We start from the raw sequence: 25391 nt of genomic DNA, 5'->3' as shown, positions 1-25391 counted from the left end.
CGGACCCATGTCCCTCGGGCCTACATCTCGCGGTCCCCCGCCTCGTGCGGCACCGTGGAATGACGCGTGGCACACGGGCCACGGCGGAGAGGAGCACCCGCATGTCCGACCACACCTACCGGATCACCGAAATCGTCGGCAGCTCGCACGAGGGCGTCGACGAGGCGATCCGCAACGGCATCTCCCGGGCTTCGCAGACCCTGCGCAACCTCGACTGGTTCGAGGTCACCCAGGTCCGCGGCCAGATCGAGGACGGGCAGATCAAGCACTACCAGGTCGGCCTGAAGGTCGGCTTCCGCCTGGAGGACGCGGGCTGACCTCTGCGGATCCCCACCGCCGCGGCGAGCGGGGGCGCGGACCCCTCAGGTCCGCCCCTCCCGCTCCTGCGCCACCTTCAACGCCTCGGACGCGGCCGCCCAGCGCGCCCGTACGACGGTGAAGCCGGCCCGCTCGGCGTCCTCGCACACGAGCTCGTCGTCGTCCACGAGCACCCGGATCTCACGGTTCCGGGCCAGCTCGCGGAGGATCTCCAGCTTGGTGCGCCGAGCGGGCCTGCGGTCGTCGTTGCGCCGCATCCGGATGCGGCCCTCGGGCAGGCCCTGGGCGGCGAGCCAGGCCTCCGTGTCCTTGCGGCAGCGCTCGGGCCGCCCGGTCAGATAGAGGATCTCGCACTCCCGCGCGTGCTCCAGCGCGAGGGCGACGCCCTCCGCGAGCGGCGGATCGTCCGGCGCCGCCGCGAAGAAGGCGTCCCAGTCGCGCGGCTTGCGCTCCAGGAACTTCTGCCGGTGCGCGGTGTCGGCGAGGGTGCCGTCGAGGTCGAATACGGCGAGGGGCCCGCGCCCGCCGGCACCGCCGCGCGCGTCGGATCCGGGGCGTGGCCTGCTGGTGTTCGTCACCCGGCCAACCCTAGGGCGCCGCTCTCTACGGCACGGACTCCGTCTCCGAGTCCGTCTCCGCCTGCTGCTTCTTCGAGGCCCGCAGGCTGGTGAAGGTCGTCACCCCGAGCACCAGGACGATGAAGCCGAGCGAGAACGGGATGCTGATCTCCGGGACGTGCACCCCCGACTCATGCAGGGCGTGCAGCACCAGTTTGACGCCGATGAAGCCGAGGATGATCGACAGCCCGTACGAGAGATGGACGAGCCTCTTGAGCAGGCCGCCGATCAGGAAGTACAGCTGCCGCAGGCCCATCAGCGCGAAGGCGTTCGCGGTGAAGACGATGTACGGCTCCTCGGTGAGGCCGTAGATGGCCGGGATGGAGTCCAGGGCGAACAGGACGTCCGTGGAACCGATCGCCAGCATGACCACCAGCATCGGGGTCATCACCCGCTTGCCGTTCTGCTCGATCCACAGTTTGGTGCCGTGGTAGCGGTCGGCCACGCCGAAGCGCCGCTCGACCGCCTTGAGCAGCTTGTTCTCCTCGTACTCCTCGTCCCCGTGGCCCTTTCGGGCGTCCTGGACGAGCTTCCACGCGGTCCAGATCAGGAACGCGCCGAAGATGTAGAAGACCCAGGAGAACGTCGAGATGATCGCGGCGCCGGCGGCGATGAAGATCGTGCGCAGGACGAGTGCCACCAGCACGCCGACCATCAGCACGCGCTGCTGGTACTGGGCCGGCACCGAGAACTTCGCCATGATCAGGACGAAGACGAAGAGGTTGTCGACGCTGAGCGACTTCTCCGTGATGTATCCGGCGAAGAACTCGCCCGCGGGCCCGCCTCCGTAGACCACCAGCAGTCCGATCCCGAACGCCACCGCGAGGGCGACCCAGACCGCGCTCCAGATGCCTGCCTCCTTGAGGGAGACCTCATGGGGTTTGCGGCCGATGAAGAAGTCCACGGCGATGAGCGCGCAGAGCACTGCGACAGACAGCGCCCACACGCCAAGGGAGACGTTCACTGTTCCTCCGGGGCTGATGGTGCGAACTGACAGCGTTGTCAGGTATCAGGAGCGAAACCACCCCCAGAAGGTAAACAAACGGCCACGTCCGGGCATACGCACCGCACCGTGTCGGTGCGGTCTGCGTGGTCGGCTTGGGCTGCGTGGGCTGCGTATTCGGCTTGGTCGGCTTGGTCGGCTTGGTCGGCGTTCAGGATGTGGTTGCCTCGTGCCACAGGCTCCATGCGAGTCCGAGGCCGGCGAGGGCGATCGCTATGCGGAGTGGGGCCTCGGGCAGGCGGCGTACGACGGCCGGTCCCATCCAGGCGCCCGCGAAGCAGCCCAGGCCGAGCGTGAGGGCCGCGCTCCAGTCGACCGGGGCCAGGAACGCGTAGGCGACGGCCGCGGTGACGTTGGCCGCGCCGGTGGCGATGTTCTTGACCGCGTTGGTCACCCTCAGGGGTTCCGTCGTGGACAGGGAGAGGACGGCCAGCATGAGGACGCCCGCCGCTGCGCCGAAGTAGCCGCCGTACAGGCCGACCAGCAGGACTGCGCAGGCCAGTGGGAGCTTCGGCAGGGAGTCCTGGCCGGGGCTGAGTCTTGCGGTGAGTCGACGCAGGGGTTCGCGGGCCAGGATCAGGACCGAGCCGAGGGCTATGAGCCACGGCACGACCAGTTCGAACGTCTTCGACGGGGTGCCGAGGAGAAGGGCCGCGCCTGTCGCGCCGCCCAGGGCCGCCGTGATGGCCAGGGGGACGAGTCGGGTGCGTTGACCTCGTAGTTCCTCGCGGGAGCCGACCGCGGATCCGACCGTGTTGGAGAAGAGGGCGACCGTGTTGGTGACGTTGGCCGCCACGGGTGGGAGGCCTGCGGCCAGGAGGGCGGGGTAGCTGAACAGGGAGGCCAGGCCTGCTATCGAGCCGGCCAGGCCGGAGGCTATGCCTGCGGCCAGGAGGAGGAGTGCGGCGCCGGGGGTTGGGGGGCCGGCTATCAGCGCTTGCACGTTGGCCTCTTGATCTTTACGGGTGTGGGTGGCGTGCGGCGGCGTTCCATATTAGGGACACCGTCTGCATATACAGACGGCGGGGTCTTCTTTGTGTTGGCATCCCGGGGGCTCGCGGGTTTTTTCGCCCCCGCCGCCCCTACCCATTCCCGTCCCTTACTCGGGGGCTCCGCCCCCGAACCCCCGCTCCTCAAACGCCGGAGGGGCTGAAGAATTCGCGGCCCGGGCTGAAGAATTCGGGGCCGAGCTGAGGACTTCGAGGGCTGCGCTGAAGACTTCGGGGGCTGCGCTGAAGACTTGCAGGGCCGAGCTGAAGACTTCGAGGGCTGAGCTGAACCTCTACAGCCCAGCCCAGGCACATCTCAGCCCGTCCGGCGTTTGAGGACGAGACCGTTCAGGCCGATCTTCCGCCCACCCCCGGTCACCCCACCCACCCCGCCAGCCCCGTCCCACCCAGCCCGTCCGGCGCTTGAGGACAAGGCCGTTCAGGCCGATCTTCCGCCCACCCCCGGTCAACCCACCCACCCACGCCAACCCCCACCCACCCAGCCCGTCCGGCGTTTGAGGACGAGCGCGGCAGCGCGATACGGGGGTTCGGGGGCGGAGCCCCTGAGGCAGGGACGGGAATGGGTAGGGGCGGCGGGGGCGAAGAAAAGGCCTCAGCCCGCGTACTCCGCCAACGGCACCCCCGGCGGCATGTTGTAAGGAGTCACCACCTGGATCGCCGACGGCAGGAAGGGACCCTCGTCCGGGAGGGCCTTGTGGGCTCTCATGATGGTTTGGCAGGCTCGGCGCATGTCCTGGCGCAGGTCGTGGTGGAGGACGGCGGAGAGGCGACGGTCGCGCAGGAAGCGGGTGTTGTCGTGGTCCAGGTCGTGGGCGATGAAGACCGCGCACTCCCGGCCGAGGGTGTCGAACGCGTCGAGGGTCGCGGCATTGCCGCCACCGGCGGAGTAGACGGCGATGACGTCCTCGTCCCGCTTGAGGGCCTCCAGGACGAGGTCCCGCTGGGTGGCGTCCAGGCCGTCGCTGTCGGTGACCTCCACCAGGGAACGCCCGGGCTGCGCGATCCGCATCGCGCTGCGGAAGCCCATCTCGCGCTCCTCCTCACCACGGAAGGAGCCCCGGCTGATCGTGGCGAGCACGTTGCCGGGCCGGTCGCCGAGCCACTGCCCGATGAGGTAGGCGGCGGTGGCGCCCGCGGCCCGGTTGTCGATTCCCACGTACGCCATGCGCGCACTGCTGGGCAGGTCGCTGACCAGCGTGACGACGGGGATGCCCGTCGCGACCAGCCGGCTGACGGCCGCGCCGATCTCCGGCAGGTCGGGGGCCTTGAGGATCACGCCCTGCGAACCGCGTTTCGCGATCTTGTCCATGGTCGCGATCAGGTCCGAGGCGGGACAGGCCTCCCGGAAGTGGAAGCGTGATCGCACCACGGCGGGGTGCAGGGACGGCAGTTCGGCCTCCAGGGCGTCCCGTACGGCGGTGGAGAACCGCTCCGGCGTCTGCATCACGATGTCGATCATGAACGTGCGTCCGCCGATGCGTACCTGGGTGCGCTGACGGTCCAGATCCTTGATGGCCTGGCGCACCTCCATGACGGTGCTTTCCCGTACGCCGCCCCGGTCGTTGAGGACCCGGTCGACCGTGGCTTCGCTCAGACCGGCCTGGCGGGCGATCTCTCTGATCGGATACGGATGTCGCATGGCGGTCCCCGAAAGCTCAATGATGGACTTTTGATGGGTCTCTGCGGATTGAATGACGGGCTCTGGTTCACAAGACTGGCAGAAAAGCACGCATGGCGAAAGGACCCGGGATGTCCCCCAAGGAGGCGGGAGCACCGACTTGGCTGAGCGACGAGGACTGCGATCTCGACGCGTTCCGCTCGCTGGTCGAGCAGAGCACCGAGCCGCAGGCGTATCCCACGGCCGAGCGGATCGAACAGAACGTCCTGGTTTACGTCAGTGATCGGATCCGCGATCTCGCGGTCACTCCGCAGGGGCGCCGGGAGGTGCAGGCCGAACTGGTGCGGGCCCTGCTGGACGGGCCCGGAGTCGTGGTCCTCAAGGGCGCGTTCACGGACCCGGCCGTCGTGGACGCGGCCTCGGGCGCCTTCAACGCGCTGATCGAGGAGGAACGTTCGAGCGGCACGGCCCGCGGCGACCACTTCGCAAAGCCCGGCGCCAACGACCGGGTGTGGAACGCCCTGGACAAGGTGGCCGTGCGGGCGCCGGAGGTGTTCGCGGACTACTACGCCAACGACATGCTGGCCCTGGCCGCCGAGGCCTGGCTCGGCCCCGGCTACCAGGTGACCTCGCAGATCAACGTGGTCAACCCGGGTGGCGCCGCGCAGAGCGTGCACCGCGACTACCACCTGGGCTTCCTGAGCAACGACGTCGCCGCCGCGTACCCCGCGCACGTCCACCGTCTCTCCCCCGTGCTGACGCTCCAGGGCGCGGTCGCGCACTGCGACATGCCCGTCGAGTCCGGGCCCACGCTGTACCTGCCGCACTCTCAGAAGTACGAGCCCGGCTATCTGGCCTGGCGGCGCCCGGAGTTCATCGCGTACTTCGAGGAGCATCACGTCCAGCTCCCGCTGGAGAAGGGCGACGCGGTGTTCTTCAACCCCGCGCTCTTCCACGCCGCCGGACACAACCGCTCGGCGGACATCAAGCGCATGGCCAACCTGCTGCAGATCTCCTCCGCCTTCGGCCGCGCCATGGAGTCCGTGGACCGGGAGGCCATGGCTGTGGCCCTGTTCCCGGTGCTGCTGCGCCGCAAGGAGGAGGGCGTCCCGGAGAGCTGGCTGCGCCGCGTGGTCGCCGCGACGGCCGAGGGCTACCCCTTCCCCACCAACCTGGACCTCGACCCGCCGGTCGACGGTCTCGCTCCGCCCTCCCAGGCGGACACCCTCTGGCAGGCAGTCGCCGAGGGCTGGGCCCCGGCCCGGCTCCGCCAGGAACTACAGGCGGGCGCCAAGCGCCGCCGGAGCTGAAGGAGAACAACGCACTCATGGGACTGCTTGAGGACAAGGTCGTCCTCGTCAACGGCGGCAGCCAGGGCGTCGGCGCGGGAATCGTCCGGGCGGCCGTACGCGAAGGCGCGACCGTCGTCTTCACCGGACGCCGGGCCGACGTCGGCGAGAAACTCGCCGCGGTCACCGGCGCCCGCTTCATACGCGCGGACCTGTCGGACGCCGCTCAGGCGCGCGACAGCGTCGTACAGACCGTGGACGCGTACGGGCGTGTCGACTGCCTGGTCAACGCGGCGGGGCTGACGTCACGTGGTTCGCTCCTGGACACCACGCCGGAGCTGTTCGACGCGCACATCGCGATCAATCTGCGGGCGCCGTTCTTCTCGATGCAGGCGGCGGTGGCGGACATGGTGGCGCGCAAGGGCCCCGGCACGGTCGTCAACGTCATCTCCAGCGCCCAGCACGGCGGCCAGCCCTTCCTCGCCCCGTACGTCGCGGCGAAGGCCGGGCTCGCCGGGCTGACCCGCAACGCGGCCCACGCGCACCGCTGGGACCGTGTCCGTATCAACGGACTCAACATCGGCTGGACCGACACCGAGGGCGAGGACGCCACCCAGCGTGCCTTCCACGGTGCGGGCGACGACTGGCTGGAGAAGGCCGCCGCGTCCCAGCCGATGGGCAAGATCGGGCAGGTCGACGAGATCGCCGATTTCGTCGTCTTCCTGCTCTCCGACCGCAGCGGTGTGGTGACCGGCTCGGTCATCGACTGGGACCAGATCGTCTTCGGCGGACTCGACTGAACCGCCCCCTGGGCTGAAGGAGCACGATTCACATGCGTATTGGCATCATGGGGCTGGGCCGGATCGGCGCGTTCCACGCGGAAACCCTGGCAGGACTCGAAGCGGTGGACTCGCTGGTGGTCACCGATCCGGTGGCCGCGGCCGCCGCCTCCGCCGCGGAGCGGTTCGGGGCCACGGCGGTGGACTCACCGGACGCGGTGCTGGCCGCCGGCGTGGACGGAGTGGTGATCGCCGCCGCGACCGACGCGCACCCCGAGCTCATTCTCGCCGCCGTCAAGGCGGGCATCCCGGTCTTCTGCGAGAAGCCCGTGGCCCGCGGCGTCGAGGAGAGCCTCGACGTACTTCGTGCGGTGGAGAACGGCGGGGTCGAGGTGCACATCGGCTACAACCGGCGCTTCGACGCCGGCTGCGTCGCCGCGCGCCAGGCCGTGGTGAACGGCGAACTCGGACTGCTGCACACCGTACGGTCCACCACCCTGGACCCCGCCCCGCCGCCCGCCGCGTACGTGGCCGTCTCCGGCGGCATCTTCCGCGACTGCAGCGTGCACGACTTCGACATCGTGCGCTGGGTCACCGGCCGCGAGGTCGTCGAGGTGTACGCGACCGGCGGCAACCGGGGCGCGGACTACATCGCGGCGGCGGGCGACGTCGACACCGCCTCCGCGCTGCTGACCTTCGACGACGGCACGATCGGCGTCATCTCCAACTCCCGGCACAACGCCCGCGGTTACGACGTCCGCCTGGAGGTGCACGGCATGAAGGACAGCATCGCCGTGGGCCTGGAGGACAAGCTGCCGCTGCGGTCCGTCGAGCCGGGGGTCACCTTCCCGGCCGGTCCCCCGCACCACTTCTTCATGGACCGCTTCGCGGACGCCTACCGCGCCGAGCTCAGCGCGTTCACCGAGGTCGTGGCGGGCTCCCGCCCCTCCCCCTGCACCGTGGCCGACGCTCTCGAAGCCAGCTGGATCGCCGAGGCGTGCACGCTGTCGCTGCAGGAGCACCGGCCCGTACGACTGGAAGAGGTACGCAAGGCATGACGGACGAACCGCTACGGATCGGTGTTCTGGGCGCGGCCCGGATCGCCGAGCTCTCGATCGTCGGCCCCGCTCGTGTGACCGGCCACCGCCTCGTCGCGGTGGCCGCCCGCGACCGGGCCCGCGCCGAAACATTCGCCGCCGAGCACGATGTCGAGCGGGTCCTTGACTCGTACGCCGACGTGATCGCCGACCCCGAGGTCGAGGTCGTGTACAACCCCCTCGCCAACGGCCTGCACGGGCCCTGGAACCTCGCCGCGCTCGCCGCTGACAAGCACGTGCTGACGGAGAAGCCCTCCGCGAGCAGCACAGAGGAGGCCATCGAGGTCCGGGACGCCGTCACGAAGGCGGGCACGGCCTTCATGGAGGGCTTCCACTACCTGTTCCACCCGGTCACCCGGCGCCTGCACGAACTGCTGGACAGCGGGGAACTGGGCGAACTCCGGCATGTGGAGACCACGATGCTCATGCCGGCGCCCGAGGACACCGACGTGCGCTGGTCGCTCCCGCTGGCGGGCGGCGCGCTCATGGACCTGGGCTGCTACAGCCTGCACGCCCAGCGGGTGCTCGCTCCCTGGGCGGGCGGCGCACCGCGGCTCGTCGCGGCGCGCGGCGGCGAACGTCCGGGCACGCCCGGAGTGGACGAGTGGCTGGACGCGGACCTGGAGTTCCCGGGCGGTGCCACCGGTACCGCCCGCTGCCACATGGCCCACAACGAGTGGCAGTTCAGCTGCCGGATCGTGGGTTCACTCGGCGAAGCCACCGCGGTGAACTTCGTCCAACCGCACCTGGACGACCGGGTCCTGGTCCGCACGGCCACGGGCGAGCGCACCGAGATGCTCGGCCGCCGGTCCTCGTACACCTACCAGCTCGAATCGTTCGCGGCCCATCTGCGCCGGGGCACACCCCTTCGCCTGGACGCCGACGACGCGGTCGCCACGATGCGGCTCATCGACGACTGCTACCAGGGGGCCGGGTTCCAGCCTCGGCCACGGACGGTCCTTCCGAGCACGGTGTGAGCACGGACTGAGAGGAACGGAAGCAGAACGGGAGTGGGCGGTGCCGTTTCGGCACCGCCCACTCCCGTTCTGCTTCCCGTTGCGCTATCCATATGTCTGCAGGTCTACGGTCTACCGATAGAGGTCGGGCCGTTCGATCAGCTCGACCTCGACGCGTCGGCCCTCCCGTTGGGCCCGTACGCCCGCCTCGCAGACCGCAGCTGCCGCGTAGCCGTCCCAGACGCCGGGCCCGGTGACCTCGCCGCGCCGGGTGGCGTCCACCCATGCCCGCACCTGCCGGTCGTACGCGTCCTCGAACCGCTCGATGTAGTCGGGCGTGACACGGCCGCCCCACCGGCCGTCGGCGCTGAGCCGTGGTCCGTGCTCGTCACCGATGCCCACCACGCCCCGCTCGCAGACGGCTTCGGCCCACACCTGATATCCGTAGCCGCAGTGGCCGAAGATCTCGACGTCGGCGAGAGCCCCCGACTCGGTCTCGAACAGGACGAGTTGAGGGTCACTCATGCCTTCGGGCGCCAGTGAGGACGGAGTCGGCTTGAGTACCGTGACCGCGGTGATCTCCTGATCGAGGAGCCAGCGGGTCACGTCCATCTCGTGTACGACCGAGTCGTTGATGAGCATCTCGTTCGTGAACCACGACGGCATCGAGGGATTGCGGTGCCGGTGGTGCATCATCAGGGCCCTGCCCAGCTCCCCGCCGTCGAGCAGCCTCTTGAGCTTCACGTACTCGGTGTCGTACCGGCGCATGAAGCCCACCTGTACGCGACGGTGACCGAGCCGCTGTTCCGCCTCCAGGACCCGTAGCGCGGAGGCCGCGTCAGGGGTCAGCGGCTTCTCGCACAGAACCGTCAGGTCATGGCCGAGGGCTTCGAGCAGAGCCGCCTCGTGGGCGGGCCCGGGTGAGGCGATCAGTACGGCGTCCACGTCCTGGGCTGCCATGGCGGCCGAGGGTTCCTCGTACGCCGTGCACCCTTCGATCTCGTCGGCGAGGGCCTTGCATCGCTCCGCCTCGATGTCGACGACGGCGGTCACCCGCGCGCCGCTGATGACGTGATGGAGCCGTCGCACATGATCGGCTCCCATCTTGCCCGTGCCGATGACGGCTACGCCGAGTGCTCCCTGAGGTGACATGTGTGCAGTGTCTCTTCCATGGGTGGGGGTCAGTTGCCGTGCGGCACGCCGACCTGAAGCTCTTCGGCTTCGGGGAGTTCTTCGACGTCGACGCCGCGGACCTGGGCGAGTTCGTGTTTGAGTGCGGCGAGTTCGGCGCCGCCTGCCATGTGGTTGGTGAGTTCTTCGAGGGTGACGTCGGCGCGGGCGGCGGAGAGTTCCATGGTGCCCAGGCGCAGGACGCTGAAGTGGTCGCCGACCATGTAGGCGTGGTGCGGGTTGTGGGTGATGAAGATGACCCCCAGCCCCCGGTCCCGGGCCGCCGCGATGTACTTCAGCACCACACCGGACTGCTTGACGCCGAGGGCCGCGGTGGGCTCGTCGAGGATGAGGACGCGGGCGCCGAAGTAGACGGCGCGGGCGATGGCGACCGACTGGCGCTGGCCGCCGGAGAGGGTGCCGATGGGCTGGTCGAGGTCGTCCAGGATGATGCCCATGTTGCGCAGTTCCTGGTCCGCAGTCTGCTTCATCTTGGCGATGTCGAGGCGGCGGATGGGCCAGGGGCCCTTGGTCATCTCGGAGCCGAGGAAGAAGTTCCGCCAGACCGGCATCAGCGGGACGGTGGCGAGGTCTTGGTAGACGGTGGCGATGCCCTTGTCGAGGGCTTCGCGTGGGGTGTTGAGGTGGACGGCCTGGCCGTCGATGAGGAACTCGCCCTCGGTGTGCTGGTGCAGCCCGGAGATGATTTTGATCAGTGTGGACTTGCCGGCGCCGTTGTCGCCCAGCACGCAGGTCACCTGGCTGGGGTAGACGGCCAGGTCCACGGTGTGCAGGGCGCGGACGTTGCCGTAGGCCTTGCCCGCGCCCTTCAGCTGCACGATGGGCTCGGCGGTGTCGGACGCGGTCGTCGTGTGTGTCCCGTTGAGTGAGACTTCGTTGGTTGTCATCGGGTCAGTTCACCTCCGGGTGGCCTGGCTGCGGACCCACAGATTGACGAGGGCGGCGAGCAGGAGCATGACGCCGAGGAAGGCCTTGAACCAGTCGGGGTTCCAGTTGGCGTAGACGATGCCCTGGGAGACCATGCCGAAGATGAAGGCGCCGATCACCGGGCCGATCGCCGAGCCGTAGCCGCCGGTGAGCAGGCAGCCGCCGATCACCGCGGCGATGATGTACAGGAACTCGTTGCCCACACCCTCGCCGGACTGGACGGTGTTGAACGAGAACAGGATGTGCATCCCGACGAACCAGGCACCCGCCCCCACCCCCATGAACAGGGCGATCTTGGTGAAGGTGACCGGCACACCCACCGCACGGGCCGATTCCTTGCTGCCGCCGGTCGCGAAGATCCAGTTCCCGAACTTGGTGCGCAGCAGCAGCCAGGTGGCGGCCGCGGCGAAGACCAGCCAGTAGAAGACGGTGATCTTCACATCGACGCCGCCGATGCTGATCTCGGACGCGAAGACCTTCTTGGCCTGGTCGAAACCGTCCATGTCACTGATCGAGTCGGTGGCGACGTTCCCGGTGAAGACCTTGGTGATGGCGAGGTTGGCGCCTTGCAGGATCAGGAACGTGCCGAGCGTGATCAGGAAGGACGGCAGCCCTGTCCTGACCAGCAGATAGCCGTTGAATGCCCCGATCGCCAGGGAGACGACGAGGGCGACGATGATGCCGGTCCACACGTTCATGGAGAGCTGGAAGCTCCACATGCTGGCTGTCAGAGCGGAGGTCGTCACGGCCACACCGGCGGACAGGTCGAACTCCCCGCCGATCATCAACAGCGCCACCGGGAGGGCCATGATGCCCATCACCGACGACTCGTAGAGCACGTTGGCCAGCGAACTGGCCTCGCGGAACGGGGAGGCGACCGCGAAGAAGAACACGTACACCGCGATCGCCGCGATCAGTGCGCCGATCTCGGGGCGGGCCGCCAGCCTGCGGGCCAGGGACCGTTCGGAGGTCCGGCCGTCCTTGGGGGCGGCCGGCGGAGCCGGCGACGAGGAGCTCGTCGCCGGTGCCGTTGCCTGGGACATGGGGATCACCGCGTGCCCTTCGCGGCGAACTTCGCGATGGCCTCGACGTTCGACTTGTCGACGAACGCGGGACCGGTCAGCACCGGCTCCTGGCCACCGCCGCTGAAGTTGCCGTTGGTCTTGTAGAGCCACAGCGAGTCGACGGACAAGTAGCCCTGAAGGTAGGGCTGCTGGTCCACGGCGAACTGGATGTCGCCGTCTTCGATGGCTCCGATGAGGTCCTTGTTGAGGTCGAAGGTCGCCAGCTTGGCCTTGCTGCCCGCGTCACCCAGCGACTGCACGGCCGTCATGGCGAAGGGGGCGCCGAGCGTGACCACGTAGTCGATCGAGCTGTCCTGCTTGAGCTTGGCGGTGATCGTCGACTTCACGGACGGCATGTTCGTGCCGTTCACGTAGAGGACGTCCGTCTTGCCCTTGAAGCCTTCCTTGACACCCTTGCAGCGCGCTTCCAGAGCAACGTGTCCCTGCTCCATGATCACGCAGATGTTGTGCTTGGCTCCCTCGTCGTTGAGCTTCCGGCCGAAGGCCTCACCGGCGACGTACTCGTCCTGGCCGAAGTACTCCAGCAGTCCCTGGCCCTTCCAGTCGTCCACGCCTCCGTTGAAGCCGACGACCGGGATGCCGGCCTTCTTGGCCTTGGCGACCGTGGACTTCATGGCGTCGGGCTTGGCCAGGGTGACCGCGATGCCGTCGACCTTCTGGTCGATCGCGTTCTGCACGAGGTTGGCCTGCTTGGCACCGTCGGGGCTGCTGGAGTAGATCAGCTCGACGTTGTCCTTCGCGGCGGCGGCCTGCGCCCCCTTGCGGATCGTGTCCCAGAAGGTGTCGCCGGGGGCCGCGTGGGTGATCATCGCGACCTTCATGCGGGGAGTGTTGGCCTTGCCGGCCGAGACGGCACCCGTGTCCTCCTCGGCCTTCTTGCCACCGGAGTCACTGGAGCAACCGGCGAGGACGAGAGCCGCCGCGGAGGCCACGGCCACTATGGGGACGATTCTGCGGGAACGGGGAAGGATTGTGCGGTTCATCTTTCCGGCACCTCACTGTGCGACTGGGGAAAGGAACGGGTGACCGACCGAGTAGACCCTCCGGTCACATACCGTTAACACGGCTGTTGCCTATGACGGGATACAAGCCCCAGTTGCACCTCAGCGTCAACATACGCAAAGACATCATTTATCCATCAAGGGAAAGGTCAGAGCATTTCCCTGATGAGCCATTTCCCGTGTCATATACACGTGAAATGTCGCGGGTAGTTGCCTGCCCTTTTCGTTATCAAATCCTCATGCGATCGAGCCCCATAAACCACACGTGCCATCCCCGCCCGCTCCCCTGCGCAGTTACTTCAGTACCGCCGCGGCGGTGCGGTACGCCGCTTCGGCGGCCTCGCGCACGGGAAGCGCGCGGTGCGCGTCGGAGAGGATCTCCACCCCCCATGGACCGGTCCAGCCGGCCGTGCGGAGCGCGGAGATGATCCCCGTCAGGTCGAAGGAGCCCTCGCCGCACAGGCGCCGGCGCCGGACCGTGTCCTCGAAGAGGGTGCCGATCACCTCGCTGTCCGCGTCGTTGAGCTCCACACCCACGATGCGCGAAGCGGGTACGGACGCCAGATCGGCCGGTGGCGTGTGGGCGCGCTCGGTGTGCCAGACGTCGATGATGAGGCCGCCCGCGGGATGCCCGGCGGTCTCGACCAGCCGCAGGCCGTCGTGCACGGTCTTGAGGTTGGACCAGGGCAGGAACTCGATCGCGAGCCGGGCGCCCGCTCCGTCGGCCTGAGCCGCCAGCGCGGCGAACTCCTCGGCCCAGTGGTCGAGTTCCCACGGTCGGTCCTCGACGTCCGGCCCGATCTTGAGATGGCTCGCGCCGAGCGCCTCGGCGGTCCGCAGAAGATCCAGGCGGACGGCGTCCGACGCGGCACGCCGTGGTCCGTCGGCCCACCAGTCGACCAGGAGCTCCAGTTCCAGGTGGACGAGTCCGTTGTCCTCGAAGAGGGACCGGATGCCGGACAGTCCGTACGCGCGCTCGGCCTCCACCAGATCCGCATGCAGCAGGCCGAAGCCCTTGTATCCGGCGGAGCCGGCCGCCTCCACCCGTTCCCGCAGCGTCAGTGGGCTGCGCTGGTCGGGCTGCCCGGGTGCGGCATCGCCCGCGGTGGTCCAACAGGTGGCCAGCAGGTCTTCAGTAGTCATACCTGTTTCCTCTTCGTAACTGTTTCAGAGAACCCGTCCGGACCTCCATCAAGACCATTCCTCTGCGAGGCCATTCCGATGATTCTCATCCACGTCGATACGGCGAACAGAAGATAAATCCGAGCCGCATTCGAATCAACCGGGTCCCGGTTGATTCGAATCCGAAAGTCAATTCCCTGGAACCCATCAAAAACACATCATTGTTGAGCCTCTCCCAGTACCGAGCGCAGGTGTTCCGCGCTCGCCCATACGTCGTCCAGGGGCCCTCGGCCCGCGGGCTCCTCGGTGAGGATGGTGTCCTGTTCCAGGACGTACCAGCCGTCGTAGCCGCGGGCCCCGAGGTGGGTCACGATGGCCCGGACGTCCACGTCGCCGGCGCCGAGCGGGCGGTACATGCCCTCCCGGACGGCCTCGGTGTAGGTGAGGCGGCCCGACTGGACCTTGGCGGCGAGGGCGGCGTTCACGTCCTTCATGTGGGTGTGGGCGATCCGCTCGGGTGCCTGCCGGGTGAGTTCGGCGGGGTCGGTGCCGCCGATGAGCAGATGACCGGTGTCCAGGCAGAGGGAGATCGCGGAGTGCTCCAGCACGCGCTGGACCTCGTCGCCGTTCTCGATCATCGTGCCGACGTGCGGGTGCAGCACGGCCCGTACGCCGCGTTCCGCGGCCAGCGCGGACAGCCGGTCGAGGTTGGACAGGAGCAACCTCCAGCCGTCGGCGTCGAGTTCGGGCCGGGAGTCGTAGCCGTCGAGCCCGGTGACGGCCGACAGGACGAGGACGTCGGCCTTGGAGGCGGCGTAGCTCTCCAGGAGCGTCTCGACCTCGGGCAGCGGGTCGTGCCCGGGCACGTGCAGCAGGAGCGGGGTGAAGCCGCCGACGGCCTGGAGGTCGTGGTGGTCGAGGACCTGCGCCATGGCCTGCGGCTCGCCGGGCAGGAAGCCCTCGGGCCCGATCTCGGTGGCGGCGAGACCCACCTCGCGCATCTCCTTCAGGACGCGCTCGGGCGTCAACTGGTAGCCCCAGCCGGGTACTTCGCACACGCCCCACGAAATGGGCGCTCCAGCGATCCGGTGCGCTTGAGTGTTCATGCCGTGGCCTTTCGGTGGTTCCAGTCGGGGTTGGCGACCGCGGCCGGCGGACGGCCCGCCAGCACGTCCGCGACACCGCGGGCGGCGTCGATGAAGGTCAGGGCCATGGCCCTGTTCGTCATGCCCATCAGATGCGGGGTGAGGACGACGTCGGGGTGGTCGAACAGCGGGTGGTGCACGGCTGGTTCGGGATCGAAGACGTCCAGTCCGACACCGGACAGCCGGCCGAGTTCCAGGGCGATCAGGGTTGCGTCCGGGTCGAGCAGGCCGCCCCGCCCGCAGTTGACGAGGAACGTCCCCGGCTTCACCCGGGACAGCAGTTCCTCGCCGACCAGGTGGTGCGTGCTCTCGGTGAGCGGGACGTGCAGGGTCAGTACGTCGCTCACTTCGGCCAGTTCACCGAGATCGGCGCAGGCGACCTCGGGCGGGGGCGGGCTGTACGGGTCGTACGCCAGGGTCCGCATCCCGAAGGCGGAGGCGAGTTCACCGACCCGGCGGCCGATGCGGCCGTGGCCGACGATGCCCATGGTGGCGCCGTCGAGGTCGCCGACGGGCAGGGCGTTCCGCTCGGCCCAACGGCCCTCGCGCACCAGGTCGGTGAGCGGGCGCAGCCGTTTGACCAGGTGCAGGGTCATGGCGACGACGCCCTCGGCCACGGCCCGCGAGCCGCTCTGCGGGGTGATGACCACGGGGATGCCCCGGGCGGTCGCCGCGGCCACGTCGACGAGGTCCACACCGACTCCGGTGCGGGCGATGACGCGCAGCCGCGGGGCTCGTACGAGGAAGTCCTCGTCGACGATCCGGTCGGCGCGGACGATGGCGCCCTCCGCGACCGCGAGGTCGTCGGGCGTGGGGTGGGTGACGAAGGTGACCCGGTCGCCGAGGACGCCGACGACGGTGTCCGGGTCGACCGGGCCGAGGGCCACTACGACATGACCGTCCACGCGATCAGCTCCGTGCCTGGTGACCGAAGGTCGCCCCGGCGACATCCGGCACCGGCTCCCAGGTGCCGCTCCCGGCGGAGGCGGCAGCAGCGGAGATCACCTCGGCGACGGCATGCGCGTCCTCGATCGTGGAGTTGTGGTGCTCGATGCCTGCGACGGCGGCGAGGAACTTCTTCGCCTCGATGACCTTCAGGTCGTCGTAGCCCATGCTGTTGCCGGGTCCGGGCTGGAAGCTGGCGTAGTCGCCCATGTGGCCGTTGCCGAGCACGGTGGTGTACCCCTGGTTCGGGCCGCTGCGGTCCAGGGCGACGCGCAGCTCGTTCATTCGCTCGAAGTTCCAGGTGAGCGAGCCGTCGGTGCCGTAGATCTCGAAGCCGATGCCGCACTGCGGGCCGACGATGGTGCGGGAGGCCTCCAGTGTGCCGACGGCGTCACCGTGGAAGCGGACGAGGGCGGCGGCGTAGTCGTCGTTCTCGACCTGTGCCATCTCGCCGTCCTCGATGACGGCGAAGTGCGTGCCCGAGCCCATCGGGAGGATCGGGCGCTCGGTGTAGACGGTGCTGGTGAGCGCGGAGACCTCGCTGATCGGGGCGACGACATAGCTGACGAGGTCCACGACGTGGCTCATCAGGTCGCCGAGCGCGCCGTGTCCGGCCAGGTCCCGCTTGAAGCGCCAGGACAGGGCGCCCTTGGGCTCGGATGCGTAGCCGGAGAAGAAGGTGGCGCGCACGTTGGTGATACGGCCCAGGCGGCCCTCGGCGATCAGCTCGCGGGCCCGCTCCACGGCGGGGGCGTGCCGGTAGTTGTAGCCGATGGAGGTGACGACGCCGGCCGCGCGGGCCGCCGCGGCGACCTCGGCGGTCTCCTCGGCGCCGCGTCCGACGGGCTTCTCGATCCAGAAGGGCTTGCCCGCCTTGGCGGCGGCGATGCCTATCTCGTGGTGCAGCACGTTCGGCGCGCAGATCGACACGACCTCGACGTCCGGGTCGTCCAGTACGGCGCGGTAGTCGGTGCCGGCCTTCTCGTAGCCGAGCACGTCACGGGCGTAGGCCGCGCGGTCCTCGGCCGTGTCCGCCGCGTGGACGAGCCGGGGCTTGAGGCCCAGCTCGGGGTAGACGGAGGGCAGTGCCTGGTAGGCGCGGCTGTGCAGCTTGCCCATCCAGCCGACGCTGATCAGGCCGACGCCGATCTCGCGTGCGGCTCCCGAGGGGGTTGTGGTCATGACTGTGTCTCCTGGTGGTCCCGGGGCCCCGGCCGGGCTTCGCCGAGCGCGGCGGACAGGGCGGCTGCGAGCAGGGTCGAGTCGGATCCGATGGCGATGAACGTCCAGCCCTCGGCGCGTTTGGCGGCAGCCGCCGCGCCGTCGGGTACGAGCAGTCCGCACGCCTTGCCGTGTGCGGCGGCGGCCTTGCGTACGCGTTCCAGGGCCTCGCGGTAGACCGGGGCCGCGAAGTCGCCCGGCACGCCGAGGTCGTGGCTGAGGTCGCGGGGGCCGACGAACAGCACGTCGACACCGTCCAGGACCGCGATCGTCTCGACCTCCGCCAGGGCGCTCGCCGACTCGATCTGGACCACACCGAGGATCTCGCCCTCCCGGTCCAGGGCGGCGGAGTCGAGCCCGAAACGACAGGCCCGGTTGTACGTGGCCACGCCCCGGTCGCCCGCGGGCGGGTACCTCAAGTGCCGTAGGGCTTCCCGGACTTCGGCCGCCGTGTCGAGGCGCGGCAGCATGACCCCGGCGACGCCCAGGTCGAGTACGCGGCCGATGCGGATCCGGGCCGCGGACTCGACGCGTACGACGGTGGGGACTCCGTAGGCCGCCGCCACCGGGACGGTCGTGCGGGCCTGTTCCTCTCCCCCGGCGCCGTGTTCGAGGTCGAGGAGCAGCCAGTCGGCGCCCGAGGCCGCACACACCTCGGCCGTCACCGAAGAGGCCGTTCCCACGAAGGTGCCCAGGGTGAGCTCTCCCGCGGCGAGCCGGGCGCGCAGTCGGCCGTGGTCCAGCGGGGAGCGGTTCATCCGTACCACCTCTGGGACGTCAGGCCCTCTTCGTACTCGCGGCGCAGCTGGGCGACCGACTCCTGCTCGGACACCTCGGCGGGTGCCACGTCCCACCACACGCCCGAGCCGGGCAGGTCCGCGTGCGGGATCACGGGTACGACGAGGACGACGGGGCCCGCGTGATCGCGGGTGTCGGCCAGTGCGGTGCGCACCTCGGCGGCGGTGGTGGCACGGATGGCGCGGGCGCCGAGTCCCGTCGCGGTCTGGACGAGGTCGACCTTGAGGTAGTCGCCCTCCAGGCGGGCCGGCTTGGTGTCGCCGCCGGTCTCCGCCAGCTGCAGGCCGCCTTCGCGGTAGCGGAACTCGTTGCCGAACTCCCGTCCGTTGCGCACCATTTGGAGGCGGTGGATGACCTGGTACCCGTGGTTCTCCGGGATCACGATGGTGAGCGGGAGCTTCTCCTGGGCCGCGGTGACCAGTTCGGTCGGTGCCATGAGGAACGTGCCGTCGCCCAGCAGGGACAGCACCCGGCGGGCCGGGTCGGGGATCGCGAACCGTACGCCGATCGCCGCGGGCAGTTCGTAGCCCATGCAGGAGAAGCCGAACTCCAGGTGGGCGCGGCGGCCTTCGGTGGCGTCCCACACCTTCTGCAGATCGCCGGGCGGACCACCGGCGGCGGCGGTGATCGTGTCGCCGTCCTGTGCGTGCTCCTGGAGCAGGCCGATCAACTGGCCCTGGGTGAGCACCGCGTCGGTGTCGCGTACGACGTCCGAGTCTGCCGGTTCGGCCGAGAGGTCGAAGGGTGTGTCGGGGTCGAGGGCCGCGGCGCGCTGCGTCCACCACGTCTCGTGCAGGGCACGTGCCTTGTCCTGCCAGGCCGGGGAGGTGGTGGTGCCGTTCGCGCGGACCGCCTCCGTGAGTGCGGCGAGGGCCCGCTTGGCGTCGGCCACGATCCCGGTGGCGCCCAGGCGGCTCACGTCGTGCACGTTGACGTTGACGGCGGCGAACCGCACGTCCGGGTTCTGGAAGATCGACTGTGAGGCCGTGGAGAAGTCCGTCAGTCGTGAGCCCACGGTCAACACGAAGTCGGCTTCCCGGGCCAGGGTGTTGACGGCCGGGGTGCCTTCCAGGCCGATGCCGCCCAGTTGCCACCAGGCCCGGCGCTGGACCGCTCCCTTGCCCGCGAACGTCTCCGCCACGGGGATCCCCGCCGCGTCGGCCAGCGCCTCCAGCTCCTCGGTGGCACCGGAGTACACGACACCGCCACCGGCGATGATCAGCGGCTTCTCCGCCTCGGCGAGCAGCCGCGCCACCGCGGCGACCTCGTCGGCGTCCGCCGCGGGGCGCCGGATCGGCCAGTCACGCTCGGCGAAGAACTCCACCGGGTAGTCGTACGCGTGGGACTGGATGTCCTGCGGCAGGGAGACGACGACCGCGCCGGTGTCCACGTCGGTGAGGGCGCGCATCGCCGCGGGCAGCGCGGTGAGCAGCTGCTCGGGCCTGGTGATGCGGTCGAAGAACCGGGAGACGGGCCGGAAGGCGTCGTTGACGGAGGTGTCCGCCTCAATGGGGTGCTGCAACTGCTGGAGTACGGGGCCCTGGTGGCGGGTCGCGTAGGTGTCGCCGGGCAGCAGCAGGACGGGCAGCCGGTTGACGGTCGCGAGGCCGGCGCCGGTGATCATGTTGAGCGCGCCCGGGCCGATGGAGGCGGTGACCGCCAGGGTGGCATGCCGGGTGGACGCCTTGGCGTAGGCCGTCGCGATGTGGACGAGTGCCTGCTCGTTGCGGCCCTGGACGAAGGGGAGTTCGTCGCTGAGCTGGTCCAGCGCCTGGCCGAGTCCTGCCACGTTGCCGTGGCCGAAGATGCCGAGGGCGGCGGGTATCAGACGGCGTCGCTCGCCGTCGGCCACCGAGTACTGGCGGGAGAGATAGGTGACGAGTGCCTGGGCCACCGTCAGGCGCACGGTGCGCCGGGTCGTCGGGTCAGTCATGGTCGGGCTCCTGTTGGGGAGATGCCCACGGCTCTCGGGCGGCGTGGATCTTCAGAAAGTTCAGATGGGGAGGGGATTCGGAGGGCCGCGAACTCACCAGGGACGGCCGTGCAGCACGATGGTCTTCACCTCGGTCATCTCACTGACCGCCGCGCGCGGGCCTTCCTTGCCGTAGCCGCTGCCCTTCAGTCCGCCGTACGGCATCAGGTCGGCGCGCCACAGCGGTGTCCAGTTGATGTGCACCGAGCCCGCGTCGATCTCCCGTACGGCCCGGATCGCGCCGGCCACGTCGGAGGTGAACACGCCCGCCCCCAGGCCGTACGCCGTGCCGTTGGCCTGGGCGATCGCGGACTCCCAGTCCGCGGCCGAGCTGACGGCGACGGCGGGTCCGAACAACTCCTGCTGGCTGAACGGGGAGTCGGGGTCCACGTCGGCCACGACGGCGGGGCTCACGACGGCTCCGTCGCGCTCGCCGCCGGTCAGGATCCGGGCGCCGTCGGTGGCGGCCTGGGCGATGGCCCGCTCGACCCGCTCCGCCTCGGCGGTCGTGATCAGCGCGCCCATCGTCGTCTCGGGGGACGACGGGTCGCCGGTCCTGATGGCCTTGACCTTGGGGACGAGTGCGTCGAGGAAGTCGGAGGTCACCGAGGGGTGGGTGATCACCCGCTGGACGGAGATGCACACCTGCCCGGCGTTCACATAACCGCCCAACGCGACCGCGCTCGCGGCGAGTTCGAGATCCGCGTCCGGCAGGACCACGACCGGGCAGGAGGCGCCCAGTTCGAGGGAGAGCTTCTTCACGCCGGCGACCCGCGCGATGTGCTCGCCGGTGGCGGTGGACCCTGTGAAGGAGATCTTCCGTACCCGGGGGTCGGTGACCAGCGCGTCCCCCAGCACCCCGCCGGATCCGACGAGCACCGAGAGCACGCCCTCGGGGATCCCGGCGTCGACGAAGCACGAGGCGAGTTCCAGCGCGGTCAGCGGGGTCGAGGTGGCCGGCTTGAGGACGACGGCGTTGCCCGCCGCGAGAGCCGGTGCCAGTTTGTGCAGGACGAGGAGGGCCGGGTAGTTGAACGGCGTGATGGCCACCACGACACCGCAGGGCTGGCGCAGCGTGAAGCCCACCTTGTCGAAGCCGGTGCCACGGTTCGCGTCCAGGGGCAGCGTCTCGCCGTAGAGCTGGGTCCCCTCGAAGGCCGCGAGACGGATGAGGTCTCCGGAGCGCGATGCCTCACCGGTGGCCTCGGTGATGGTCTTGCCGGACTCCGCGCTGATGGTCCGCGCGATCCTGTCGGCCCGTTCGTCGGCCAGCTCGGCGGCCCGCAGCAGGATGGTCATCCGCTCGTGGGCGGGTGTGCGCCGCCACACCGCGGCACCCCGTACCGCCGCGGCCAGGGCCACGTCGACGTCCTCGGGGCCGGCGAGTGCCACGGTTCCGACGGTCGAACCGTCGAAGGGGGACCTGACCTCCCGCGTCAGTCCCGGCCCTGTCGACGCTTGCCACCGGCTTCCGATGAGCAGCTCCGTCGGTGCCATCGCGTTCTCCCTTCAGACAGCCGTCGGCGCTGGAACGCGGCTCTCGCGAGACCCCGAGAGTGAGCGGGAAAGTGGCGAGCGACCGACGGCCAGGCCGTTTACGTGGGCGCAACGTTAGGTGCGTCCCGGCGGAATACTGAAGGGGTGGGATCCCTCAATAGGCCATCATTCACACCATCTTTTTCCCATCATCCTGATCGCCCGTCCCGGCGGGCGCGGAAGAAAACAGCGGGACGACTGTTGAGAGAACAGAGCCCAGTTCTTCCAGCGGAGAGACCATGGTGAGCGAGCAGGATCAAGAAGCCCGACGAGACCCGGACCTGGGCTCTCGTCTTGGATCGACACGGTTCTCCGTGCTCGACCGCTCGCGCACCCGGGAGGGACACGACGCCCCCGAGGCGCTGCGCGACACCGTCGGGATGGCGCGGGAGCTGGAGGGGCTCGGCTACCACCGGATCTGGGTCTCGGAGCACCACGGCGTGCCCGGTGTGGCCGGTTCAGCGCCGACGGTCCTTGCCGCCGCGGTCGCCGCCGCGACCAGCTCGATCCGGGTGGGCACGGGCGGAGTGATGCTGCCCAACCACCAACCCCTGGTCGTGGCCGAGCAGTTCGGCGTCCTGGAGTCCCTGTTCCCCGGGCGCATCGACATGGGCCTAGGCCGTTCCGTCGGGTTCACGGACGGCGTACGGAAGGCGCTGGGCCGGGACAAGGACGTGGCCGACGACTTCGCGGCGCAGCTCGACGAACTGCTCGGCTGGTTCCGCGGCACGTCCCCGACCGGTGTGCACGCCCGCCCCGCCGAGGGCCTGACCGTGCCGCCGTTCGTGCTGGCCATGGGCGAGGGCGCCACGATCGCCGCCCGGTCCGGCCTCCCCATGGTGATCGGCGACCTCAGGAACCGCGACAAGATGCGCCGCGGCATCGACCACTACCGCGAGACGTTCCGGCCGTCCGCCTGGGCGTCGGAGCCGTACGTGGTCATCTCCGGCACGGTCGCCGTCGCGGAGACCCCGGAGGAGGCTCGGCGGCTCCTGGTCCCGGAGGCCTGGTCGATGGCGTACTCGCGCACGCACGGCACGTTTCCGCCACTGCCGCCGGCCGAGCGCGTCGAATCTCTGACGATGACGGACAGGGAGCGCGGGTTCTACGAATCCGGTCTCTCCGGCCATGTCGTCGGGACGGAGGAGCAGGTCGCCCACGAGCTGGAGACGGTGATCAAGGAGACCTCGGCGGACGAGGTGCTGGTCACGACCAGCACGTACGACCGGGAGGCACTGGTGGACTCGTATCGGCGGTTGGCCCGGGTTGCGGGGCTAGGCGGATTTCCGGGCGCCTAGCGCACGGTCGGGCCGGCGTCAGGACAAAAGTGCCGCCACGGCCTGGTGCACCGCTGTGGCCGCCCCGGCCAGAGCACCGACCGATCGGCCCATGACGGCGATCGTGTCGGCCGCGCCTTCAATGGTGTCGCGCCGCCCGGCCGGGTCTTCGAGGCTGCGCTCGATCCTGTCGACCGCACGCAGGCCGGCATCACGGTTGTCGCTCGCGTCCAGCCGTTCGAGGGCGACCCGGAACTCGTCGAGACTGGAACGAACTTCCTCCACCGCGGAATTCCCCGCAGGTGCTGACGTGGTCTGACTGACTCCGCTCATGTCCCTTCCAGCACTCAGTGCCTGGATGACGTTGTTGTCCCCAGCCCTCACGTTCGAGGACACCTGTGAACGGTCCTTCTTGCTCCTCCAGCCGCCCTCGCGCCGGAAACGGTTCATTTCACATCACCCTTCGTCGATTCCTTGTCGCTCTGCTCTCGGTCGTCCTGTCGGCTCGGCTGCCGGTCTTGAGACTCGTCCTGCCCCTGGCGCACGTCCTGCACATCCCTCCCAGCGGTGACGGCTTGGATGATGTTGTTGTCGCCGGCGTGGATGACCGTCATGATCTTCTGTACCTGCCGCTGGAATTCCGTGACGTCGACACCCTTGTTCTCAAGGAATTCCTCAACTGTGGCGAACATGGACGACTGGACGATCGCCACATGTCGCACAGCGTCCTCGGACACGTGCATATCTCTCGTATACACGGGCGAATAGCGCTCTCGCAGGCTTGTCGGCATCGGCCTCTTCGGAACCGTCGACAACGGTTCGTCCGACGTCACCTCCTGGTGTTCACGCGTCCACCACCTCAGAAAGCGCCAGCCAGCGAGGCCTAGAGCCAGGAGGTCCGCCAGCGCCTGCAGCGGAACCAAGGCGAAGGTGGTGATCCGACGGAGCAGGTCCGGGTCCACCGCCTCTTCGACCTCTTCGAACAGGGGCGACAGCACATGCGGCCGCACGACGAAGTGCAGTTCCTGTCCTTCGATCACCGCAGACCCCAGAACTGTGACGACCAGTTGCCCCGACCAAGTACGCACCTGCGCGCACAGATACCGTCGGATTTCGAGCCCGGACACAGTCACGTCCTGCGCCTGTCCCCAGTCGTCCTCCTCGCTCGGACCGTTGGCGCCGGGACTTTTCGACAGACGCGCCCATCGCCGGTCCGGCACACCCCACACGTCCTCGACCTCGCAGCGGAGCGGGTGGAAGGGCGGCTCGCCGAGGCGCAGGTCCTCCAGGTCTTCGCTCACAGCGGCGAGGAGCTCTTCGGTGTCGAATGCCTCGAATTCCTTGCGGACCGTTTCGTCCTCGTCGTCCTTCTCACCCTGCAGCTTGATGCTGACGGTCGACCGGCCCCATGGAGACTTGCCGGCTCCGATGAAACGCCAGCGTGTCGCGTAGAGCTCATACGGGAGGGCATTGTGTTCCTGTGCCCGTTCGATCACGGCGATTCGGCTGCGGTTTCGCGGCCCAGTCCATGGATTACGCCGGTCCAGGTCGCACATCAAGGCATAGCCGATCGCGACGAGCCGGTCCGCTATCCGCACAACAACGAATGCGAGCGTGGCGAACTCGGCCGCCCAGAAGGTCTCCGAGCCGATCCGGCTAGTCGGACGTAACACTGTCACCAGCAGTGGAAGCAGCAACAGTAGGAGCGCCGCTACCCAGGCCCGCCCTGCCCAACGACGTCGCCGCACAGAGCGCCACGAATTCCGCCTCGTAGGCAGGGCAACCACCAACGCGAGACCAGCTGTAAGCGCCCATACACCGACGCCGAGCGGAAACTGGTAGGCGATCCAACTCAGCACAACAGTGAGTACTGCACGACGAACGCGCCATTGTCTACGCGCCGCAAGACAATGCGCGAGCACAGGCCCGAGATCAAATCCGAAGGAGGGCACCACGCGTATTCGGGACAGGAGTACCTTCCCGATCGCCCATTTGGCGAGGGGTTCGCCCAGCGGCGGACAGGTCGGTTCCGGGTGCTGCCACCGGGGTCGCTCGTTGTTCCGCAGGGCGCGCACCGAGTTGAGCCCGAAACCGTGGGTCCGAAGGTGTCTCCATCCTGTCCGGATCGGCTCCACCCGGTCGGGGCGGGCGTGGGCGGCTGCGCACAGTCGTCTGGTCACCTCTGTGCGCGAGGCTCGATTCTCGTTCTCGACCGATTCGGCCCGAGGCTTGTCGGGGGTCGTCTCTTCCGGCGTCGGGGAATGGATCGAAATGGCCTGGAAATAACGCTCTCGTCGTTCCTGCGTAGAGATACCCACCACAACGCCCTCCCCCGAGAAGGCAGCCTGAAGTGCGATGGCGACCCTCTGCGACGCTTCCGGTACCAGACCCATATGGTCCCGGCTCGATGTCGCCCGCGCACCGCCGAATCCGGCCGATGTGACCAGCATGCGGACCGCGTTTTCCTCAACATTCGATGGGCGC

At 69.1% G+C, this 25391-nt stretch carries 23 protein-coding genes; 6 read left to right on the top strand and 17 right to left on the bottom strand.

The window, feature by feature from the left end:
* Positions 1 to 101: 101 nt before the first annotated feature.
* On the top strand, positions 102 to 317 hold the full coding sequence (locus tag ACN20J_RS43245) for a dodecin (protein ID WP_189839283.1): 216 nt from the start codon (positions 102 to 104) through the stop codon (positions 315 to 317).
* Between the two features lie 45 nt (positions 318 to 362).
* Here ACN20J_RS43245 and ACN20J_RS43240 read toward each other — a convergent pair whose 3' ends face one another.
* The 4 genes from ACN20J_RS43240 to ACN20J_RS43225 form a co-directional block, all read right to left on the bottom strand.
* The gene (locus ACN20J_RS43240; protein WP_327397727.1) at positions 363 to 896 is read right to left on the bottom strand and encodes a hypothetical protein; all 534 of its coding nucleotides are present in this window, start codon (positions 894 to 896) and stop codon (positions 363 to 365) included.
* Between the two features lie 25 nt (positions 897 to 921).
* Positions 922 to 1899, bottom strand: a complete 978-nt coding sequence (locus tag ACN20J_RS43235; protein WP_419668121.1) for a TerC family protein — start codon at positions 1897 to 1899, stop codon at positions 922 to 924.
* 190 nt (positions 1900 to 2089) lie between these two features.
* Positions 2090 to 2881, bottom strand: coding sequence for a sulfite exporter TauE/SafE family protein (locus tag ACN20J_RS43230; RefSeq protein WP_419668120.1), 792 nt, complete (start codon positions 2879 to 2881; stop codon positions 2090 to 2092).
* A 659-nt stretch (positions 2882 to 3540) separates the two neighbouring features.
* Complete coding sequence (locus tag ACN20J_RS43225; RefSeq protein WP_189839287.1) at positions 3541 to 4587, bottom strand: LacI family DNA-binding transcriptional regulator; 1047 nt, start codon at positions 4585 to 4587, stop codon at positions 3541 to 3543.
* A gap of 110 nt (positions 4588 to 4697) precedes the next feature.
* Between ACN20J_RS43225 and ACN20J_RS43220 the strand changes: the two genes are divergently transcribed.
* From ACN20J_RS43220 to ACN20J_RS43205, 4 genes are read left to right on the top strand one after another with little or no spacing between them, the layout of a single operon-like run.
* The gene (locus tag ACN20J_RS43220) at positions 4698 to 5876 is read left to right on the top strand and encodes a phytanoyl-CoA dioxygenase family protein (RefSeq protein ID WP_419668119.1); all 1179 of its coding nucleotides are present in this window, start codon (positions 4698 to 4700) and stop codon (positions 5874 to 5876) included.
* Positions 5877 to 5893: 17 nt separating this feature from the next.
* Positions 5894 to 6655: an SDR family oxidoreductase gene (locus tag ACN20J_RS43215; RefSeq protein WP_419668118.1), complete on the top strand. Its 762-nt coding sequence runs from the start codon at positions 5894 to 5896 to the stop codon at positions 6653 to 6655.
* A 32-nt stretch (positions 6656 to 6687) separates the two neighbouring features.
* Entirely contained in the window at positions 6688 to 7692 is a 1005-nt protein-coding gene (locus tag ACN20J_RS43210) for a Gfo/Idh/MocA family protein (RefSeq protein WP_419668117.1), read from the top strand.
* Complete coding sequence (locus tag ACN20J_RS43205; protein ID WP_189839291.1) at positions 7689 to 8708, top strand: Gfo/Idh/MocA family protein; 1020 nt, start codon at positions 7689 to 7691, stop codon at positions 8706 to 8708. Before ACN20J_RS43210 ends, ACN20J_RS43205 begins: the two co-directional genes overlap by 4 nt.
* A 111-nt stretch (positions 8709 to 8819) precedes the next feature.
* Here ACN20J_RS43205 and ACN20J_RS43200 read toward each other — a convergent pair whose 3' ends face one another.
* The 11 genes from ACN20J_RS43200 to ACN20J_RS43150 all read right to left on the bottom strand — a co-directional run bounded on the left by ACN20J_RS43200 (position 8820) and on the right by ACN20J_RS43150 (position 21591).
* Entirely contained in the window at positions 8820 to 9839 is a 1020-nt protein-coding gene (locus tag ACN20J_RS43200) for a Gfo/Idh/MocA family protein (protein ID WP_419668116.1), read from the bottom strand.
* A 29-nt stretch (positions 9840 to 9868) separates the two neighbouring features.
* A complete protein-coding gene (locus ACN20J_RS43195) occupies positions 9869 to 10765 on the bottom strand; it encodes an ATP-binding cassette domain-containing protein (RefSeq protein ID WP_419668115.1) in 897 nt (298 codons plus the stop codon).
* 9 nt (positions 10766 to 10774) lie between these two features.
* Positions 10775 to 11848, bottom strand: a complete 1074-nt coding sequence (locus tag ACN20J_RS43190; protein ID WP_257678071.1) for an ABC transporter permease — start codon at positions 11846 to 11848, stop codon at positions 10775 to 10777.
* Between the two features lie 5 nt (positions 11849 to 11853).
* The gene (locus tag ACN20J_RS43185; protein WP_419668114.1) at positions 11854 to 12873 is read right to left on the bottom strand and encodes a sugar ABC transporter substrate-binding protein; all 1020 of its coding nucleotides are present in this window, start codon (positions 12871 to 12873) and stop codon (positions 11854 to 11856) included.
* Positions 12874 to 13185: 312 nt separating this feature from the next.
* Entirely contained in the window at positions 13186 to 14034 is an 849-nt protein-coding gene (locus tag ACN20J_RS43180; RefSeq protein ID WP_419668113.1) for a sugar phosphate isomerase/epimerase family protein, read from the bottom strand.
* A 197-nt stretch (positions 14035 to 14231) separates the two neighbouring features.
* The gene (locus ACN20J_RS43175) at positions 14232 to 15119 is read right to left on the bottom strand and encodes a sugar phosphate isomerase/epimerase family protein (RefSeq protein ID WP_189839296.1); all 888 of its coding nucleotides are present in this window, start codon (positions 15117 to 15119) and stop codon (positions 14232 to 14234) included.
* Entirely contained in the window at positions 15116 to 16063 is a 948-nt protein-coding gene (locus tag ACN20J_RS43170; RefSeq protein WP_419668112.1) for an NAD(P)-dependent oxidoreductase, read from the bottom strand. Before ACN20J_RS43170 ends, ACN20J_RS43175 begins: the two co-directional genes overlap by 4 nt.
* Positions 16064 to 16067: 4 nt before the next feature.
* The gene (locus ACN20J_RS43165; protein WP_190232559.1) at positions 16068 to 17285 is read right to left on the bottom strand and encodes a Gfo/Idh/MocA family protein; all 1218 of its coding nucleotides are present in this window, start codon (positions 17283 to 17285) and stop codon (positions 16068 to 16070) included.
* Positions 17282 to 18082, bottom strand: a complete 801-nt coding sequence (locus ACN20J_RS43160; protein WP_419668111.1) for an HpcH/HpaI aldolase family protein — start codon at positions 18080 to 18082, stop codon at positions 17282 to 17284. The genes ACN20J_RS43165 and ACN20J_RS43160 overlap by 4 nt, the downstream gene beginning before the upstream one ends.
* Entirely contained in the window at positions 18079 to 20055 is a 1977-nt protein-coding gene (gene iolD / locus ACN20J_RS43155) for a 3D-(3,5/4)-trihydroxycyclohexane-1,2-dione acylhydrolase (decyclizing) (protein WP_419668110.1), read from the bottom strand. Before iolD ends, ACN20J_RS43160 begins: the two co-directional genes overlap by 4 nt.
* Before the next feature lie 93 nt (positions 20056 to 20148).
* Complete coding sequence (locus ACN20J_RS43150) at positions 20149 to 21591, bottom strand: aldehyde dehydrogenase family protein (RefSeq protein ID WP_189839301.1); 1443 nt, start codon at positions 21589 to 21591, stop codon at positions 20149 to 20151.
* A 278-nt stretch (positions 21592 to 21869) separates the two neighbouring features.
* Between ACN20J_RS43150 and ACN20J_RS43145 the strand changes: the two genes are divergently transcribed.
* A complete protein-coding gene (locus ACN20J_RS43145) occupies positions 21870 to 22928 on the top strand; it encodes an LLM class flavin-dependent oxidoreductase (protein ID WP_419668109.1) in 1059 nt (352 codons plus the stop codon).
* An 18-nt stretch (positions 22929 to 22946) separates the two neighbouring features.
* Here ACN20J_RS43145 and ACN20J_RS43140 read toward each other — a convergent pair whose 3' ends face one another.
* Together ACN20J_RS43140 and ACN20J_RS43135 are read right to left on the bottom strand one after the other, a co-directional pair.
* Positions 22947 to 23303: a hypothetical protein gene (locus ACN20J_RS43140; RefSeq protein WP_361918135.1), complete on the bottom strand. Its 357-nt coding sequence runs from the start codon at positions 23301 to 23303 to the stop codon at positions 22947 to 22949.
* A 50-nt stretch (positions 23304 to 23353) separates the two neighbouring features.
* Positions 23354 to 25357: a hypothetical protein gene (locus ACN20J_RS43135; protein WP_361995097.1), complete on the bottom strand. Its 2004-nt coding sequence runs from the start codon at positions 25355 to 25357 to the stop codon at positions 23354 to 23356.
* Positions 25358 to 25391 lie beyond the last annotated feature (34 nt).

The sequence above is a fragment of the Streptomyces sp. 2-1 genome (genome assembly GCF_048564895.1).
GTDB classification, from domain to species: Bacteria; Actinomycetota; Actinomycetes; order Streptomycetales; family Streptomycetaceae; genus Streptomyces; species Streptomyces phaeochromogenes.
The sequence above is the reverse complement of the archived record's forward strand: the minus strand, read 5'-3'. Positions and strand labels throughout refer to the sequence as shown.